At 48.0% G+C, this 17,780-nt stretch carries 14 protein-coding genes and 1 pseudogene; 4 read left to right on the plus strand and 11 right to left on the minus strand.

Annotated elements, in window-relative coordinates; all coding sequences use genetic code 11:
* Positions 1-229: 229 nt before the first annotated feature.
* Positions 230-1,843 carry a BCCT family transporter gene (locus BZG75_RS00700; RefSeq protein WP_198532296.1) on the minus strand — a complete coding sequence of 538 codons (1,614 nt, stop codon included), beginning with the start codon at positions 1,841-1,843 and terminating at the stop codon, positions 230-232.
* Positions 1,844-2,477: 634 nt separating this feature from the next.
* Here BZG75_RS00700 and BZG75_RS00705 point away from each other — a divergent pair.
* Complete coding sequence (locus BZG75_RS00705) at positions 2,478-3,701, plus strand: NupC/NupG family nucleoside CNT transporter (RefSeq protein WP_077575883.1); 1,224 nt, start codon at positions 2,478-2,480, stop codon at positions 3,699-3,701.
* Between the two features lie 122 nt (positions 3,702-3,823).
* The gene (gene yjjG / locus BZG75_RS00710; protein WP_077575884.1) at positions 3,824-4,495 is read left to right on the plus strand and encodes a pyrimidine 5'-nucleotidase; all 672 of its coding nucleotides are present in this window, start codon (positions 3,824-3,826) and stop codon (positions 4,493-4,495) included.
* Between the two features lie 128 nt (positions 4,496-4,623).
* On the opposite strand, the gene BZG75_RS00715 is transcribed toward yjjG, so the two are convergent.
* Entirely contained in the window at positions 4,624-4,929 is a 306-nt protein-coding gene (locus BZG75_RS00715; RefSeq protein ID WP_021022504.1) for a hypothetical protein, read from the minus strand.
* A gap of 442 nt (positions 4,930-5,371) precedes the next feature.
* On the opposite strand from BZG75_RS00715, the gene BZG75_RS00720 reads away from it, so the two are divergent.
* Entirely contained in the window at positions 5,372-5,869 is a 498-nt protein-coding gene (locus BZG75_RS00720) for a fasciclin domain-containing protein (protein ID WP_077575885.1), read from the plus strand.
* Between the two features lie 97 nt (positions 5,870-5,966).
* Here BZG75_RS00720 and choV read toward each other — a convergent pair whose 3' ends face one another.
* The 9 genes from choV to BZG75_RS00765 form a co-directional block, all read right to left on the minus strand.
* Positions 5,967-7,169 (minus strand): choline ABC transporter ATP-binding protein, encoded by a 1,203-nt coding sequence (choV, locus tag BZG75_RS00725; protein WP_077575886.1) that lies wholly within the window; start codon positions 7,167-7,169, stop codon positions 5,967-5,969.
* A gap of 9 nt (positions 7,170-7,178) precedes the next feature.
* On the minus strand, positions 7,179-8,021 hold the full coding sequence (choW, locus tag BZG75_RS00730; protein WP_021022506.1) for a choline ABC transporter permease subunit: 843 nt from the start codon (positions 8,019-8,021) through the stop codon (positions 7,179-7,181).
* A 54-nt stretch (positions 8,022-8,075) separates the two neighbouring features.
* A complete protein-coding gene (locus tag BZG75_RS00735) occupies positions 8,076-9,035 on the minus strand; it encodes a choline ABC transporter substrate-binding protein (RefSeq protein ID WP_077575887.1) in 960 nt (319 codons plus the stop codon).
* Positions 9,036-9,079: 44 nt separating this feature from the next.
* Positions 9,080-10,780: a choline dehydrogenase gene (gene betA / locus BZG75_RS00740; RefSeq protein WP_077575888.1), complete on the minus strand. Its 1,701-nt coding sequence runs from the start codon at positions 10,778-10,780 to the stop codon at positions 9,080-9,082.
* Between the two features lie 20 nt (positions 10,781-10,800).
* Entirely contained in the window at positions 10,801-12,261 is a 1,461-nt protein-coding gene (gene betB, locus BZG75_RS00745; protein WP_077460134.1) for a betaine-aldehyde dehydrogenase, read from the minus strand.
* Positions 12,262-12,314: 53 nt separating this feature from the next.
* Positions 12,315-12,917: a transcriptional regulator BetI gene (gene betI / locus BZG75_RS00750; protein ID WP_021022510.1), complete on the minus strand. Its 603-nt coding sequence runs from the start codon at positions 12,915-12,917 to the stop codon at positions 12,315-12,317.
* Positions 12,918-13,538: 621 nt separating this feature from the next.
* Positions 13,539-14,537: a cytochrome d ubiquinol oxidase subunit II gene (cydB, locus tag BZG75_RS00755; RefSeq protein ID WP_021022511.1), complete on the minus strand. Its 999-nt coding sequence runs from the start codon at positions 14,535-14,537 to the stop codon at positions 13,539-13,541.
* A complete protein-coding gene (locus tag BZG75_RS00760) occupies positions 14,534-15,883 on the minus strand; it encodes a cytochrome ubiquinol oxidase subunit I (protein WP_021022512.1) in 1,350 nt (449 codons plus the stop codon). The genes cydB and BZG75_RS00760 overlap by 4 nt, the downstream gene beginning before the upstream one ends.
* A gap of 18 nt (positions 15,884-15,901) precedes the next feature.
* Positions 15,902-16,465 (minus strand): GbsR/MarR family transcriptional regulator, encoded by a 564-nt coding sequence (locus BZG75_RS00765; protein WP_021022513.1) that lies wholly within the window; start codon positions 16,463-16,465, stop codon positions 15,902-15,904.
* Between the two features lie 421 nt (positions 16,466-16,886).
* Here BZG75_RS00765 and BZG75_RS15650 point away from each other — a divergent pair.
* Positions 16,887-17,654, plus strand: a pseudogene (locus BZG75_RS15650) (PAS domain-containing protein); the annotation flags it as partial.
* Between the last annotated feature and the right edge of the window lie 126 nt (positions 17,655-17,780).

Consider the following 17,780-nt stretch of genomic DNA (forward strand, 5'->3'; position numbering starts at 1 on the left):
AGCAATGACAGAAAAGTCAGCAAGAATATCACACAAGATAAATAGGTGAATAAAGGGCTGGCGAGCTTGGTCAATATTTAACCACTTCATAACGCTCCGTCTCGAGAGACGAACATTAGCGGCAAAGGAGGGCTGAAAAAGAGGGCAATAAAACAGCGCTAATAAAAAAGAGGCAACGCATGGTGCGCTGCCTCTTTCATCATTGACTAGATTAACGCTATTTCGCTAACTAGCCTCGCGGCTCTGACATCAAGCCTTTAAACAAGGAGACCGTCGCGACCAACAGCACAATCGTGAATGGGAAACCGGTTGATACCGCCATCGCTTGCAGGGCAACCAAGCCACCGCCAAGGATCAGCGCAACCGCAACCAAGCCCTCGAAAGACGCCCAGAAAACACGCTGTGGTACAGGCACATTCACTTTACCGCCCGCTGAAATGGTATCAATAACCAATGAGCCCGAGTCAGACGAGGTCACAAAGAATACCATAACCAGGATAATCCCGATAAACGAGGTGATTGATGCCAACGGCAAGTCATCCAACATCGCAAACAGCTTGAGTGAAAGCTCCGCATCAGCAACAGCGGTATAGCCTTCATTAACGAACTGACCAATCGCCGTGCCACCAAAGGCGGTCATCCAAAGCACACAGGCCGCTGAAGGGATGATAAGCACACAGGTGATAAATTCACGCACAGTACGACCGCGTGAAACACGCGCAATAAACATACCCACAAATGGGGACCAAGAAATCCACCATGCCCAATAGAAGGAAGTCCAGCCTTGGGTAAAGTTCGCATCTTCACGGCCAAATGGCATAGACAGCGCAGGCAGATTTTGTAGATATGCCCCTAGGTTTCCAAAGAAGCCGGTTAAGATGGCAATCGTTGGACCCACGGCAATAACAAAGATTAGCAGCAACAGTGCCAAAATCATGTTGATTTCAGACAGGCGTTTGACCCCTTTGTCTACCCCTGCAACAACCGAAAGGATCGCCGCGCCCGTAATACCCATCACCAGCATGACTTCGGTGGTATTACCCAGGGGCGTGTCAAACAGATAGTGCAGACCGGCGGATGCTTGTGATGCCCCCAAGCCTAGCGAGGTGGCAAGACCAAACAAGGTCGCAATGATCGCGAGAATGTCAATCACGTGCCCTGTCCAACCCCAAACACGTTCACCGAACAGTGGGTAGAACACAGAACGCATGGTCAAAGGCAAGCCTTTGTTATACGCAAACAGTGCCAAGCCTAGAGCCAATACCGCGTAAATCGCCCATGGGTGTAAACCCCAGTGGAAAATAGTCGCAGACATACCTAGGCGACGAGCAGCTTCCGTATCCCCGGCTGCCGCCCCCAAAGGCGCCCAGTCAGTGCGAAGGCCGTCAGCACCGGTTGCCGTCCCACCTAACGCGGTTTGGAAGTGCGTCAATGGTTCAGACACGCCATAGAACATCAAGCCAATGCCCATACCGGCCGCAAAAAGCATCGCGAACCAGCCCGCATAGCCGTAATCCGGTTTGGCCTCAGTACCACCCAATCGGACTTTACCCAGTGGTGACACAACCAGCACTAGACAAGCAACAACAAAAATATTACCTGCAGAAAGGAAGAACCAGTCTAGATTTGAGGTTAGCCATCCACGCAAATCCCCAAAAACAGGACCAATTTGGTTTTGAAATGCCAAGGTGACAAAAATGAAGGCCAAAATCGACAGCCCGGAAATCATAAATACTCGGTTATGAATATCAAAACCAAACGGGCCGAGTTTCAGCGCTACGTTATCCTGACCGACCTGATAGTCAGTATCGATCGGGTTAACCTTCCCGTCTGGTGTCATCATATCTTCATGGCTTTTATCGCTCACGAGTTAACTCCTTAGTCCGTTTATTCGGAAGCCTGTGAGTGTTGGTAGCGAGCTCATTATTTATTGATGTTTAAGCCATCTTTAACATCAATAAAAGATCAGTCATCACCACACAGTCGGCTACATTAACACATCTCGAAAATTTTTTAATTAGGGGCCTAACTAAATGTTCATTTTGTGACCACCCACTAAGAAAAAATCAGCCCGAATCCCGCGTCCTTACTCGCTCAGCGAGTTATTTGAACTCTTTATTTCAGAACTATAAATAATCGTGTCGCTAAGGAAATAGCACTATCCTTGGCCTATTCGAATCATAGCCGGGTTTTATTCTAGATGCCCATGAAAAATAGACACAGTCACCATCAACACTTTTGATGCAACGCAATCTTCACTCACAATGCTGATAGGAAGAACCCGTCTCGACACCTTTTATAACCAAGATGTCACGCATCATTTACGAGCTACAACACACCTTTTATCAATATAGACACAAGTGCAATTAAATGAACACAAAGAGGACAAAAAGTGACTCTTGTCACATTATTAAAATCGCGTACAATACCGCCGCAATCGTTTTCCATCCTAAGTTTAACGTTTGCGGAGCAACATCATGCAGTTTGGCATTGGCCTTTTGGGGATTAGTGTCCTCTTCCTTATCGCGGTTGTCTTTTCGGAAAATCGCTCCGCGATTAATTGGCGCACAGTGGGAGGTGCGTTCCTAATACAAATCGTCTTTGCTGGCTTTATCATCTCTGTTCCGCTTGGTCAGCGTATTCTAGCTAACGCATCAGAAGCCGTGTCGGCGATTATTAGTTTTGGCGATATTGGCGCTGAATTTCTGTTTGGTGATCTGGCTAAGTTTAAACTTGGTTTTATTTTCGCTTTTAATGTACTTCCCACCATCGTTTTTTTCTCTGCACTGATCGCTGTGCTTTACCACATTGGGGTCATGACTTGGATCATTCGCCTCATTGGTGGCTTATTGCGCCGCGTACTTGGCACTTCTCGCACTGAGTCCATGTCAGCCACGGCCAATATTTTTGTTGGCTCTGTTGAAGCGCCGTTGGTTGTGAAACCTTTTCTTTCTACCATGACTCGCTCCGAGCTGTTTGCTGTTATGGTGGGCGGGCTCGCCTCAGTCGCCGGCGGCACCATGGTGGGTTACGCAGGCTTGGGGGTAGAGATGAAATACCTGATCGCGGCCGCGTTTATGTCGGCACCTGCTGGGTTAATGATGGCCAAAATAATGGTACCGCAGACCGAATCCCCCATGAATCATGCTCAACACCAAGCGCTCGAAGACGATCAAGATAAACCAGTGAATGTGATTGATGCTGGCACGCAAGGCGCCTTGAGTGGCTTACAAATTGCGATGGCCGTGGGGGCCAGCTTACTCGCCGTGATCAGTATGATTGCGCTGATTAATGGTGGGTTAGGGAAACTGGGGCCTATTTTAAACTTGCCGCAACTAAGCCTTGAGTGGCTATTCGGCTACCTATTTGCACCAGTGGCTTGGCTGATTGGCATTCCCTGGCAAGAGGCGATGACAGCAGGCACCTTGATTGGTAAGAAAATTGCTGTGAATGAATTTGTGGCGTTTGCGGATTTTATGAACCTAAAAGAGGCGCTCTCTCCCCATAGCCAAGCCATTGTTACGTTTGCGTTATGTGGCTTTGCCAACCTCACCTCAATAGCAATGTTAATGGGTGGCTTGGGCGGCATTGTCCCAGAGCGCCGCGGTGATATCGCCAAATTAGGCATGCGCGCCATTCTTGCCGCAACCTTAGCCAACCTCATTAGTGCCACCTTGGCAGGGCTATACCTCTCCCTTTAATAGCAACATTGCTTTGTGTTTTCGTTCTTTCTCACCATGGACGGTGAGTCGCTTGTGGAGGCTCGCTAGCAAACCTCTGGGTCTGTTACACTCTTTCACTTTACATTAAGAGAGTTAAATCGATGCGATATCCTTGGGTGCTTTTTGATGCGGATGAAACCCTGTTTCACTTCGATGCGTTTGCGGGACTGCAACGTATGTTTTCGCGCTACAATGTCGATTTTGACCATCACGCGTTTGCGGAATACTCAGAGCTAAACAAGCCTTTGTGGGTACAATATCAAGATGGTGAAATTGATGCTCATACGCTACAAACCGAGCGTTTTACGCGTTGGGGAGAGCGTCTTAACGTGGCGCCTGCAACATTGAACCAGGGTTTTTTAGATGCAATGGCTGAGATTTGCGAACCATTGCCAGGCGCGCGCGATCTTATTAGTGCGATCAAGCCACATGCACATATTGGTATCATTACTAACGGATTTACCGCTCTCCAAGATATCCGCCTGGAAAGAACCGGGTTGAAGTCTGCGATTTCAACCTTAGTGATATCCGAGCAAGTGGGCATCGCCAAGCCGGACCCTCGGATCTTTGAACATGCCTTTGAAAAAATGGGAAATCCCCCCAAGGACAAAATCTTAATGGTTGGCGATAATCCACATTCTGATGTGCTGGGTGGTATGCGTGCAGGAATTGATACATGCTGGCTTAATAGCGATAACACACCGTCACCAGCAGGCATTACACCAACCCATCAAGTCGAGTCACTTTTTGATCTAAAAGCATGGTTTATCTAAAAACGTGGTTGCTCTAAAAACGTGGTTGTGGTTAACCGAAAGGCATAAAAAAAGAGAGCGTAATGCTCTCTTTTTTATGCTCAATGACTCGTGGACAAGATTTGTCCACGATGGCTCACGAACAATGCTTAGCTATGGTCGCCACGTACAAAGGCTGCTTTTTCAGCGTGCTGGCCTTGATCTGTGTTAGCGACATAGTTGACTGAACGGCTGTTCTGGTTTTGTGCATGAATAAATACACGACCAGACTCGTCAGTGACTTTCGCATCCAGACCGGATTCGCTGGTCACTTTCGCACCTTCAACCGCTTGGCCTTGCTCGGTAACGGTTACCCAAGCGCCGCCTTCAGCTGGGGTGACATCGAGGTTTAAACCACCAGCCATTACAGAGGTTGAAGCGAGCGTCAGGGCGAAAATTGCTGCAAGTTTTTTCATGGTTATTTCCTCTTTCGTATCGGGTTGACTGCTATTAAACGCCAATAACGCGGGTGCTTTGTCACCTCACTGTCTCTATTTTGAAAAATGGCTATTTTTTGAAAATGCTATTTTTCGCAGAAACTTGCTCACAAAGCATACTCCCTAGAATCGACAGCATGTTCGCGTTATTGCGTCGGAACGAGCACGAGATTACGCCGATAAAAGTGTGCGGACAATCACAATTATGCGAATGAGTTGTTCGAAAAATTTCACGTGAATATCAAGGTAATCAGGCGTAAAAGAAGGAATCGTGGCCAGGAATATTTTTGGCGCTGTGATCGGCTTCATCTCTCTCTTCGTTTTCTACAAGGCAGTCAATTAATCATTCCCAGGAAGTCACCAAGCGTTTGCAATGTTGCATCGCCGTCATGGTGGGGAGTAAAAAATGAAAGGGAGAACAATGATGTTAAAACACACAATGACCAAATTTGCAGTCACTGCCACGTTCCTCGCAAGCATGGGCTCCGCGGTCGCTGCTCACCACAAGGGTGATCATGATATTGTTGATACTGCGATGAAAAATGATGACTTTTCAACGTTGGTCGCAGCAGTAAAAGCCGCTGATCTGGTTGATACATTGAAAGGTGATGGTCCATTTACAGTGTTTGCGCCGACCAATGCTGCCTTTGATAAGCTCCCAGATGGCACCGTAGAAACACTGCTGAAGCCAGAGAATAAAGACAAACTAACCAATATCCTCACTTACCATGTTGTCCCCGGTAAGGTCACAGCCGAGCAAGTTATGGGTATGTCATCAGCAACCACGGTGCAAGGTAGCGATGTGATGATCAAAGTCTCTTACGGTGATGTGAAAGTGGACAACGCGACTGTGGTGAAACCCGATGTCATGGCGTCCAACGGCGTCATTCACGTGATTGATACCGTGATCATGCCGTAGTATTAATTCGGTTATCAACAAACTTCGCAATGATCAGAAAAGGCCTGCTCGAAAGCAGGCCTTTTGTATGGCTAGACATGGGCTGACTCGTGGTGAGTTATGCCGCTTGGTCTGTGTCTTTTTTCTGAAATTTACCCAATAAAGCATGATAGAAGTCATGATCAGACAAGGTACCGAGCAATTCACCATTTTCTACCAGCAATACAGGCGTATTGGTGTTATAGCGAATTTCAATCGCGTCACGCATCTCAATATCGGGTGAGGCCACAACAATGGTGTTATCGCCAACTTGTGAGAAATCGAGCGTGTCTTTGTCCCACTCAACCACACGCAATGGTTGATTGCCCGCGGTTGCAGAGAAAGTGCCACCTTGCTCAGCCGTGACCCAGATTTCACGTCGATCACAGATTTTCCAACGATTCTCAACGCGCGTTAAGTTATCAGCCGTTTTCATCATTGAGCGTCCTTTTAAGACATTCAATGGGTTAGTATGAGCCACAAAGTCACGGACGTAGTCAGTTTCTGGACGTAATACAATGTCTTCCGGCTTGCCATGCTGAATCAATTGGCCCGATTCCATAATCGCAATGTTGTTACCAATCTTCAACGCTTCATCCAAGTCGTGACTGACGAACAGAATGGTTTTATTGAGTTTTTTCTGTATTTCTAACAGCTCATCTTGCAACTGGGCTCGGATCAGTGGGTCAAGCGCAGAGAAAGGCTCATCCATCAGCAATATATCGCTGTCCATGGCAAAGGCCCTTGCTAAACCAACACGCTGCTGCATACCACCAGACAGTTCATGAGGATATTGGTTAGCCCACTCATCTAAACCAACGAGCTCCAATTTCTCAAGCGCTTGCTTGCGGCGCTCTTTTTTGCTGATCCCCTTCATCTCCAAGCCAAACGCCACATTATCGACAACCGTCATCCAAGGCATCAAGGCAAATTTTTGGAACACCATAGAAGCACGACTGGTGCGCAAGTGACGCAATGTCTGCGAATCAACAGTTGCCATATCGACCATTTGATCGCCGTCGCGGACTTCGAGGCTACCACGACTAATAGGGTTTAAGCCGTTAACTGCACGGAGTAAGCTCGATTTACCTGAGCCTGAAAGGCCCATGAGCACACAGATTTCGCCTTCTTTAACATTGAGCGATACATTATCGACACCGACAACTTGTCCAGTTTGTTCAATAATTTCTGACCGAGAAAGGCCTTTATCCAACAGATCAAGTGCTGGCTGTACGTTATCGCCAAACACGACATCTAAATTTTTAATTGCGATTGCGTCCATGGTTACCTCTTATTCGTTGCCTTGGTTGGGTGCTTTACACAAGCGGTCAAGAATGATGGCGACCAATACAATCGCAAGACCCGCTTCAAACCCTTGAGAAATGTTCACTGTATTCAGTGCACGGACAACCGGTTTACCCAGGCCATCAGCCCCCACCAGCGCAGCAATAACCACCATCGACAGCGACAACATAATACACTGAGTCACACCTGTCATAATGCTTGGCAATGCCGCCGGCAATTCCACTTTAAACAACAACTTCATACGAGTGGCACCAAATGCACGTCCCGCCTCGACCAATTCTTCAGGCACCCGCGTGATCCCTAGATACGTCAGGCGGATTGGCGATGCGATAGCAAAGATAATGGTCGAAATAAGGCCCGGAACAATCCCTAAACCAAACAACACCAGCGTTGGGATGAGATACACAAACGGTGGTACAGTTTGCATTAAATCGAGCAATGGCCGCATAAAGGTGTATACCAAAGGCCGGTGCGCCGCCATTATCCCCAGCGGTATGCCAATTAATACGGAAATCGTTGTCGCGGCAAAAACCAGAACAAAGGTTTCCAGCATCTCTTGCCAGTAGCCCAGGTTGAGGATCAACAAGAGCGCACTCACAACAAAGATCACGATAGAAATTCGACGTTGCAGGTACCAAGCAAGGGCCGCGGTCATAAGAATCGGACCAGCTGCTGGCATCCATTTAAAAATATCGACCAATAGTGTGATGCTAGTATCTAACCCAATTGAAATCGCATCAAAAAAACCGGCGGCATTCATGGTCAACCAATCAACACCGCTTTCCATCCATTGACCGAGTGGGATCTTGTTATCTGTAATAATATTCACAATAAAACCTTAGGGGCGGCGTTAACACCGCCCTCTCCTTCTACACTTTTATAGTTACGCTTCAGTCTTTTTTAGGTATTCAGTGACCGCTTCAACAGCGTCTTTACCATCAACTGTGGTGACACCGTCTAGCCACTTGTTCAACACACTTGGGTTGTTGCGTAGCCATTCACGTGCAGCCATTTGTGGCTTCTCACCGTCGTTGAGGATTTTGCCCATCATTTCGTTTTCCATCTTGAGACTAAACTCAAGATTCTCGAGCATTTGACCCACGTTTGCGCACTGCTCGACATAGCCGCTACGTACGTTGGTATGAACCGTGGCACCACCATAGTTCGGGCCGAAGTACTCATCGGCACCAGATAGATATTTCATATCAAAATTGCTGTTCATTGGGTGCGGGGCCCAGCCGAGGAAGGCAACCCATTTGTCACGACGAACGGCACGTGAGACTTGCGAAATCATGCCCGCTTCACTGGACTCGATTAGGCGGAAATCACCCAGATCAAAGTCGTTGGTGTCGATCATTTTTTGAATTTGCGTGTTGCCATCGTTACCGGGTTCAATGCCATAAATGCGTGAATCAAATTTGTCAGCATATTCCGCGATATCTGCAACACTAGTCACACCGGCATCGTACACATATTTAGGCACAGCTAAGGTGTATTTTGCCCCCGTTAGGTTAGCGCGAACGCTATCGACAGTGCCGTTATCAATGTACTTCTTAATATCGCCTGTCTGTGTTGGCATCCAGTTACCGAGGAATACGTCGATGTCGCCCGACGCTAGTGATGAGAAGGTCACAGGCAGTGACAGTAAATCTGTCTCTGTGGTGTAACCCATGCCTTTAAGCACTTCCGTGGTGATAGCCGTCGTTGAAGTGACGTCTGTCCAACCGATATCCGAGAAACGCACGGTTTCACACTGATTCGCTGCAGCGCCGAACGCCATCATTGAGCTCAAGCCAACGGCAGTCATCAGCGTTTTGGTGGTTTTACGTTTATTCATTGACATATTAGTTTCCTTGTAATGCTTACTAATTAGTTTCTAGTGTGTGCTCACCCTTGGGTGGCATCGTCACTCTGCGCGTTTTGATTGCGTTGCTTGTCTTGCCACTCAGCCGCAATCCATACTGGCACCTGCTCGGCAGGTAAGAGTGGCTTCTCAAGGATCATGTCAGCGGCGCGCTCCGCTACCATGATGGTTGGGGCATTCAGGTTGCCATTAGGAATCGTCGGGAAGACAGAGGAGTCCACCACGCGCAACCCTTGAATTCCACGCACGCGGCATTGCTCATCGAGCACCGCCATTGCGTCGTCTTCGGCGCCCATTTTGCAAGTACACGATGGGTGATAAGCACTTTCCACATTCTCTTTCACCCAACGATCGATCGCTTCATCCGACTGAACATCCTTACCCGGCTGGATCTCATCACCACGGAATGCGTTCATCGCGTTTTGATCCATAATTTCGCGGGTTAAACGAATGGTGTCGCGCCAATCTTGGCGGTCTTGCTCAGTCGTAATGTAATTAAATAAAATTGCCGGCTTAGCATGCGGATCGGCAGACTGAATCCGAACATGGCCGCGACTTTCTGGTTTATTAGGGCCGACATGCACCTGGAAGCCATGGCCATCAAATGCCGCTTTACCGTCATAACGCATAGCAGCAGGCAAAAAGTGATACTGCACGTTTGGCCACTTCAGTCCTTCGCGTGAGCGAATAAAGGCGCAAGATTCAAAATGGTTGGTGGCGCCCAAGCCTTTACGGGTCAGGATCCACTCGGTACCAATCATGCCTTTGCTAATAAGGCCCAGTCTGCTGTTCAGCGTGATGGGTTGCTTACAATGGAATTGAAAATACACCTCGAGGTGGTCTTGCAAATTTTCACCGACGCCCGGCAGCTCGTGCTGAACATCAACACCTGCACTTTCGAGCACGTCACGCGCACCAATACCGGATAGCTGTAAAAGCTGAGGCGACCCAACAGAGCCGGCACTGGAGATCACTTCTTTATCCGCCATCACATGCTCGATGTTGCCGCCTTTTTCAAATTCCACACCGACAGCACGCTTGCCTTCTAGCAAGATACGGCGCGTCACCACGCCTTTTTTCAAGGTGAGGTTGCTACGCTTCAAGGCACGGCGCAGATAGGCGTTTGATGTTGAGGCACGCACACCTTTATCGACGGTCATGTGCATTGGGCCAAAGCCTTCTTGCTGATAACCGTTGTAATCTTTGGTTTCTGGATACCCAGCTTCCACCCCTGCATCAATAAAAGCTTGATACAATGGGTTTAATTTCATGTCGTTACCGTTGCAAGTGCCGACAGGACCGTTACCACCACGATAGGTATCTGCCCCGCCTGACCAACTTTCAGCACGCTTAAAGTACGGCAAGCAGCTAGCGTAATCCCAGCCATTGGCACCATGCTCAACCCACTCTTCATAGTCACAAGCGTGACCACGGACATACACCATGCCATTAATCGATGAGCTACCACCGAGCACTTTACCGCGGGGACAATGAAGTTCACGTCCATCAAGGCCTGGCTCTGGCAATGTCTCGAACTGCCAGGCATAGCGCTTGGTGTTCATAGGAATCGACAAAGCCGTCGGCATTTGGATAAAAATACTCTTATCGGTACCGCCCGCTTCAAGCAGTAGCACTTGATGTTGGCCAGATTCGGTCAGCCGATCGGCCAATGCGCAGCCGGCCGAACCCGCGCCGACGATAATATAATCGTAGCGTTGTGACATATTGGTCGCTCCGTTAGAAATTAGGCGTAAGGGCTGGCGAAGTCGCCAAGCTCAATCAGGACACTCTTGGTTTGGGTATAATGTGTGAGGGTTTCGACACCATTCTCACGACCGACACCTGAGTGTTTGTAGCCACCAACTGGCATTTCTGCGGGTGAGTCACCCCAAGTGTTGACCCAGCAAATACCGGCTTCAAGCTGATGAATAATGCGGTGAGCACGCGATAGATTCTGCGTAAAGATACCTGCCGCTAAGCCATAATGGGTATTGTTGGCACGGGCAACGACTTCTTCCTCATCAGAAAAGCGCAATACCGACATCACGGGGCCAAAGATCTCTTCACGCACGTGCGCCATGTTGTCATCACAGTCTGTAAAGATGGTTGGCGCGACAAAGTTACCCTTATCAAGCCCGTTCTCAGTGACGCGGTAGCCACCGGTCAGCAAGGTTGCACCGCTTGCTTTTGCCGTTTCAATCGCCGTCATCACTTTATTAAGGTGTTCAGTCGAGATCAGCGCACCGACCTGGGTGTTCATATCGGTTGGGTCACCGATAACGAGCTTTTCTGTACGCGCTTTCAGTTGCTCAACGAAGGCGTCGTAAATGCTGTCGTGAACAAATACACGGGTGCCGTGTGTACACACTTCGCCTTGGGTATAGAAGTTCGCGACCATAGCTGCCGATACCGCATTATCAAGGTCTGCATCATCAAACACGATACAAGGTGATTTACCGCCTAGCTCCATAGTGACCGACTTGAGTGTTTTAGCCGCGTCACCCATGACCGTTTTACCGGTTCCGACTTCACCCGTGAACGAGACTTTGGCAATCTCAGGGTGTGCAGTCAGCATTTGGCCCACACGGTAGTCACCTTGAACCACATTAAACACACCGGCTGGCATCCCTGCTTCGGCAAAAATTTCTGCCAGTTTTAAGGCGGTTAGCGGTGTTTCTTCGGACGGTTTAAACACCATGGCGTTTCCCGCTGCCAATGCTGGTGCTGACTTCCACATCGCAATCTGGATCGGATAGTTCCAAGCACCAATGCCCGCACACACGCCAAGTGGTTCACGGCGGGTATAGAAGAATTGGTTTTCAGAAAGCGGTTGTTGCTCGCCCTGCATGGACGGGACAAGATTGGCGAAATATTCAATCGCATCCGCGCCGGTGACCACGTCAACCTCGACCGCTTCTTGAATCGGCTTACCGGTGTCGAGTACTTCGAGCTTCGCTAATTCATCATTACGCTCACGTAACAGGGCAACGGCTTTTAGTAGAATGCGGCTACGCTCCATCGCTGTCATACGCGACCAAACTGCAAAGCCTTGTTTGGCAGCATCGACAGCCGCTTGTACATCGTCTGCCGAAGCTTGATCAATTTGTGCAAGCGTTTCACCCGTGGCCGGGTTGACGGTTGCAAAGTGCTCGCCACTGGTTGCAGCGGTCAGTTGCCCATTAATAAATAGCGTTTTCGCGTCCATAATTAATCCTGAATTCTTTTGTATTCGAGTGTATATGTCAGGCGTTTGCGGCCTTAGCTCTGAGGACGACCATAAAAGGTCAATTGCTTATCCAAATAATCATTGATGATGGTCCGAGCGTTGTTGGCATCAATACCTTTAGGGTTCAATGCACCGCGCAACCAAATACCATCGATCAACGCCGCAATCCCCTGAGCGACCATCACCGCCTGATCAAGCGGCAATAATGCACGTAGCTCAATGCGCAAATGCGACAGTAGGCGCTTTTCGTTCACGCGTTGTAAACGGTATAATTCATCGTCATGCATGGCATACGACCAGAACGCTAACCACGTTTTAACCACATCAGATTTGGCCTGAAACCCTTCAAAGTTGGCGTTAATGATCGCGTTAATGCGCGCCTGATGGTGGTGGCGTGGGGTTTCGCGCAATGCGCTAATCACCGTCGCCGATAGCTCACGTAGAACCACACGCATGGTTTCTTCTAGCAAGCCATGCTTACCACCAAAATAGTGGTTAATAATGCCTGTCGATACGCCGGCTTCCTTACTGATCAAAGAAATCGTGGCTGCATGCAGCCCTACTCGACCGATGACCGTCATCGTGGCCTTAACCAGCTGCGGTTTCCGTACTTCCGGCATCCCTACCTTAGGCATTACGTCTCCATTCGTTTTTTTAATTGAACGATTAGTTAAAGATAATCTTACACGCTAATCATTAGATCTCAAACATTATTTTTAACCAATTCGCTACACCCCACCCCACGAAAAAACAGCTAGATAAAGCAAAAACAATGATTTAAGTCAATTTTAACCTCACTCTTTTGTCACCTAATTGTTTGTGCTGATAGCAGTATTTATCACCAAATCGCTCGATAAATGACCACAAATACAACTATCATAAGCGATTATTAAGGGCCATAAACAAGAGAAGCGCTATGATTTAGCCTCACTCATTACCAGCGACATCATCATCAAAAACGCTAAAAAGCGTAAAAAACCAACGAAAACCCGCTCATCTCGCCGATCATCAGATAAAACAAGACAAAAATGGAATCGAGCACCAAGCTCTAACGTAATGGTCTCAGAAAAAATCAAGTCTTTGCTTGATAGACAGGAGAGCTAATCCAGCGAGATGTAATATTTAACGTCACCAATGTTTAGGGTGACTATCTTTTTTGCGTTAATGACAAATATGTAGGGATAAAAAAGCGCCCAGGCCATCACAAGATGGACTGGGCGCTCATAAAACAGTTAAACGGCTAACGGTGAGAGAGATTACTCGTAGTTAAGATCCGTTGCTTTACCGGAGAACACACGATAGACAAACACGGTGTACAAGAAGATCATCGGCAACACAAACATGGCACCATAACCCACAATCAATAAGGTACCTGGTGCACTCGCTGCCTCTTGTGCTGTCATTACCCCTGGGACGATGTCCGGAAAGAAACTATAGGCCAAGCCAAAAAAGCTTAATGCGAACAAGAATATCGCGCCAATGAATGGGAATTGGTATCCCACGTCATTTTCAACCGGTACATGGCGTAAATATCGGTCGACCAGCACCATAATCGCCAGACACACTAATGGAACGGGGGCGAGCAGCAAGATCTCAGGGAAGCCAAACCAACGCGCGGCAACCGTTTCACTTACCAGTGGGTTCACAATGCTAATGGCTAAGACGCCTAGCGCGGCTAACCAACCACCACGACGCGACCATTTAGCCGCTCGCTTTTGTAAATCGCCTTCAGTCTTCATCACCAGCCAGGTTCCGCCGATATAGATGTAAGCTGCGGTCACACAAAGGCCACTTAATAAGGCAAACAAGTACGCCCCGATGCTTTCATCAAATGCCAACACATAACGGCCTATCATGTAGCCTTGGGTCATCGCTGCAATAAAAGAGCCGGCTTTAAAGCAACGATCCCAGAGATCTTTGCGTTCAGGCCGCACCTTGGCACGGAAATCGAAGGAGACCCCGCGCAAGATTAATCCCGCTAACATCACTGAGGTCGGCAAGTATAGCTCAGTCAAAATCAAGCTATGTGCGGTTGGGAATGCAATCAACAAAATACCAACCGCCAACACTAACCAGGTTTCGTTGGCATCCCAAAAAGGACCAATCGATGCAATCATGCGATCGCGCTGTGCTTGGTTACAGCTCGGGAGCAACATGCCAACCCCGAGATCGTAGCCATCTAGTACGGCATACATAAATACCGTAAACCCAAAGAGCAATAGATAGATTTCAGGTAAATGTGGTGTGATGGTCATACGTTCACCTCTTTAGTTGACTGCGCGGTGTTTGCGTCGTCAGATTGATACTCTGGCAAACGTTTTTTCGCCAAGAAGAACAGGGTTCGAATGTAGGCCACCATTAACACGGCATAGAGGGTGAGATAGATGGTTAATGAAATCCCTACATTAGAACTGGCGACTGTCGTCACCGCATCCGCCGTCTTCAATACACCTTGAACAAGCCAAGGCTGACGACCAATCTCAGTGACATACCATCCCGATAAGGTAGCGACCCAGCCTGAGAAGGTCATCGCCACAAGCCCCATCAGATGCCACTTAGGCATTGGCTGGTTTCGCCATACACGGTACGCGGTGTACCAGCTCACCAGCAACATGAGCACACCTACGCCTACCATGATTCGAAAACCAAAGAAGAGTGGTTTCACCGGTGGATGATACTCAAAGCTTTCCAAGCCTTTGATTTCACCATCGAGTTTGTGAGTCAGAATCAAACTGGCCAGATTCGGAATACCGATTTCATAGTCGTTTGAACGTGTTTGTTCGTTAGGTACCGCAAAAAGCAGTAATGGCGCGCCTTGCTCGGTCTCCCAGACCCCTTCCATCGCCGCAATTTTCTGCGGTTGATGTTCTAGGGTGTTTAACCCGTGCATGTCGCCGATAAAGATTTGCAGTGGGATCAAAATAGCGGCCGCCGTAATCCCCACTTTCAGTGGCTTGTCTGACACACCGGACGTGGGTGATTTCAATTTCTGATAGGCGGAAATACCGGCAATTAAGAAAGACGCGGTCAGCCCTGACGCTAATAACATATGGCTTAAGCGATACGGCATTGATGGGTTAAAAATAACCTCGAACCAGCTGGTTGGGTGGACCACCCCTTCAATGATCTCAAAGCCGGTTGGTGTGTGCATCCAGCTATTGAGTACCAGGATCCAAAAAGCAGAAATCGTGGTACCAATCGCCACCAGCAAAGTTGCCAGCGTATGCACCCAGTTAGGCACCCGGTTTTTACCGAATAACATCACACCGAGGAAGGTCGCTTCCATGAAAAACGCCGTCATCACCTCATAGCCCAATAAAGGACCCGCAATGTTGCCAACTTTTTCCATGAAGCCCGGCCAATTGGTGCCAAACTGAAAACTCATGGTGATACCAGAGACCACCCCAAGCGCAAAGGTCAGCGCAAACACTTTGACCCAGAAATAATAGGTGTCGAGCCAAATTTGCTCACCTGTGCGATTGTGTCTGAATTTGAAAAACACCAGCATCCATCCGAGTGCAATCGTGATGGTGGGAAAAAGAATATGGAAGCTGATGTTGGCCGCAAACTGCATTCGCGACAACATTAATGTATCTAACATGACATTACCCTCAGGACGTTACTTACCCGATTCTTCGTTGGACTTGCTGTGAAACAACTTGCCCGACAGCTCAAGAAGCCGACCGACACTGCTACCCAGCTTCATCAAATTTTTCAGATGCTCAGGTTTCATTTGCTGCACATCATCAAACCAATGGTTGAACAGCTCCAAAAGATCGTGAATCTCATGTAACTGCGTCACCGCGTGACTGTCTGCGTCGTCTTCGCTTCGCATAAAATGTGAACGCAACATCGATAAGGTGGGGTCGACTTCTCGCTTTTTCCTTTCAGCAAGCACCTGCTGCGCCAACTCCCAGATAGTGCCATTGGGCACGAAGTAATCCTTTCTATCTCCGGGGGTACGCTGTGAACGGATTAAATTCCAGCCTTGCAACTCTTTGGTTGCCATACTGACGTTGCCGCGAGAAATGTTGAGTGCAGACACAATGTCGTCAGCGCTTAAAGGATGTTCGCTTAGCACAATCAGCGCTAGCATTTCACCGACTGAGCGATTAAAGCCCCAACGGCTTCCCATCTCACCAAAGTGCATCACGACGTTGCGTAATTCTTGTGACAACTCCATTTTGATCTCCCTCACAATGCGTCTGAGGGATAATACGGAGTTTCTTTGCGTGGGATCAATGAAAATTTGGAATTTTCAGAAATTATTGAAAATAGAAAAGGAATTTAGTTACAAACTGTAAGGATGCTTTATGAAAATGTTACACAGGCTGATATGTGAACATGATCTTAATCACAAAGAATACGTAAGAACGCAGGGAAAAGGAAGCACGGCGACGCATAGATACACATAATTATTGTGTTTCTAAACATGACTCAAAACAGCAAAAATCACAGGCTACGCTAGATTCCATGATGACATGAGAGAAAAGATCAAACGCTACAAACGTTGCACTCTATAATAAGCACATGTGCGTAAACTTTATGCACAACAAGTTGAATACGCTCATGCCTAACCAATGAACAGAAGGAAGTTTGCTGCCATGTTCAAAAAGACACAGCGAGAATTGGATACCTGCCAAACGGAAAAAGCCGCACTCCAAGCTGAGCTCGATGCCATCAATACACATATTGCGACTATTACCTTCTCGCCTGACGGCACCATTACGAGTGTAAACGATAAACTCCTAAGTATTATTGGTTACGGTCGTGATGAGGTTATCGGCCAGCATCACCGCGCGGTTTGTTTCGAAGAAACCGTTAATGACCCAAGTTACCAACAATTTTGGCAATCACTCGCGCAAGGTAAACCACAGAAAGGCGTATTTCGTCGCCGCCATCAGCATGGACAAGAAATTTGGATGGAAGCGACTTATGTACCGATCAAAGATACCAGCGGCAAAGTAGTCAGCGTTCGAAAATTGGCAGCGGATGTCACTAAACAGCACAAAGAGAGCTTACGACAACAATCTATTCTGGCTGCTATCGATCGTTCATTGGCGGTGATTGAATTTGAACCTGACGGCACAATTGTTCGTGCAAATGATAATTTCCTGGCCGCGGTGGGCTACCAAGCACGAGAAATTGCAGGCCAGCATCATGAGATATTTTGTGATCACGCGTTTTATGAAGATAACCCAAACTTCTGGGCATCACTAGCCAGCGGCCAATTCACGTCTGGCCAATACTTGCGTCGTGATAAACATGGTAATGAAGTTTGGCTCGAAGCAACGTATAACCCCGTTTTTGATGTCAATGGTAAAGTCTATCGCGTGATCAAGTTCGCGACTGCAATCACTGATACAGTGAAGAAAAATCAAGCCGTTAATCAGGCGGCAGAGCTTGCTCAAGCATCATCAGAACAAACACTCAAGCATAGTGAAAACGGTAGCGCCTTACTACAAGAAGCCGTTCAGCGATCGCAAAACGTCACCGAC

This window comes from Salinivibrio sp. AR640 (assembly GCF_001995405.1).
Classification (GTDB): domain Bacteria; phylum Pseudomonadota; class Gammaproteobacteria; order Enterobacterales; family Vibrionaceae; genus Salinivibrio; species Salinivibrio costicola.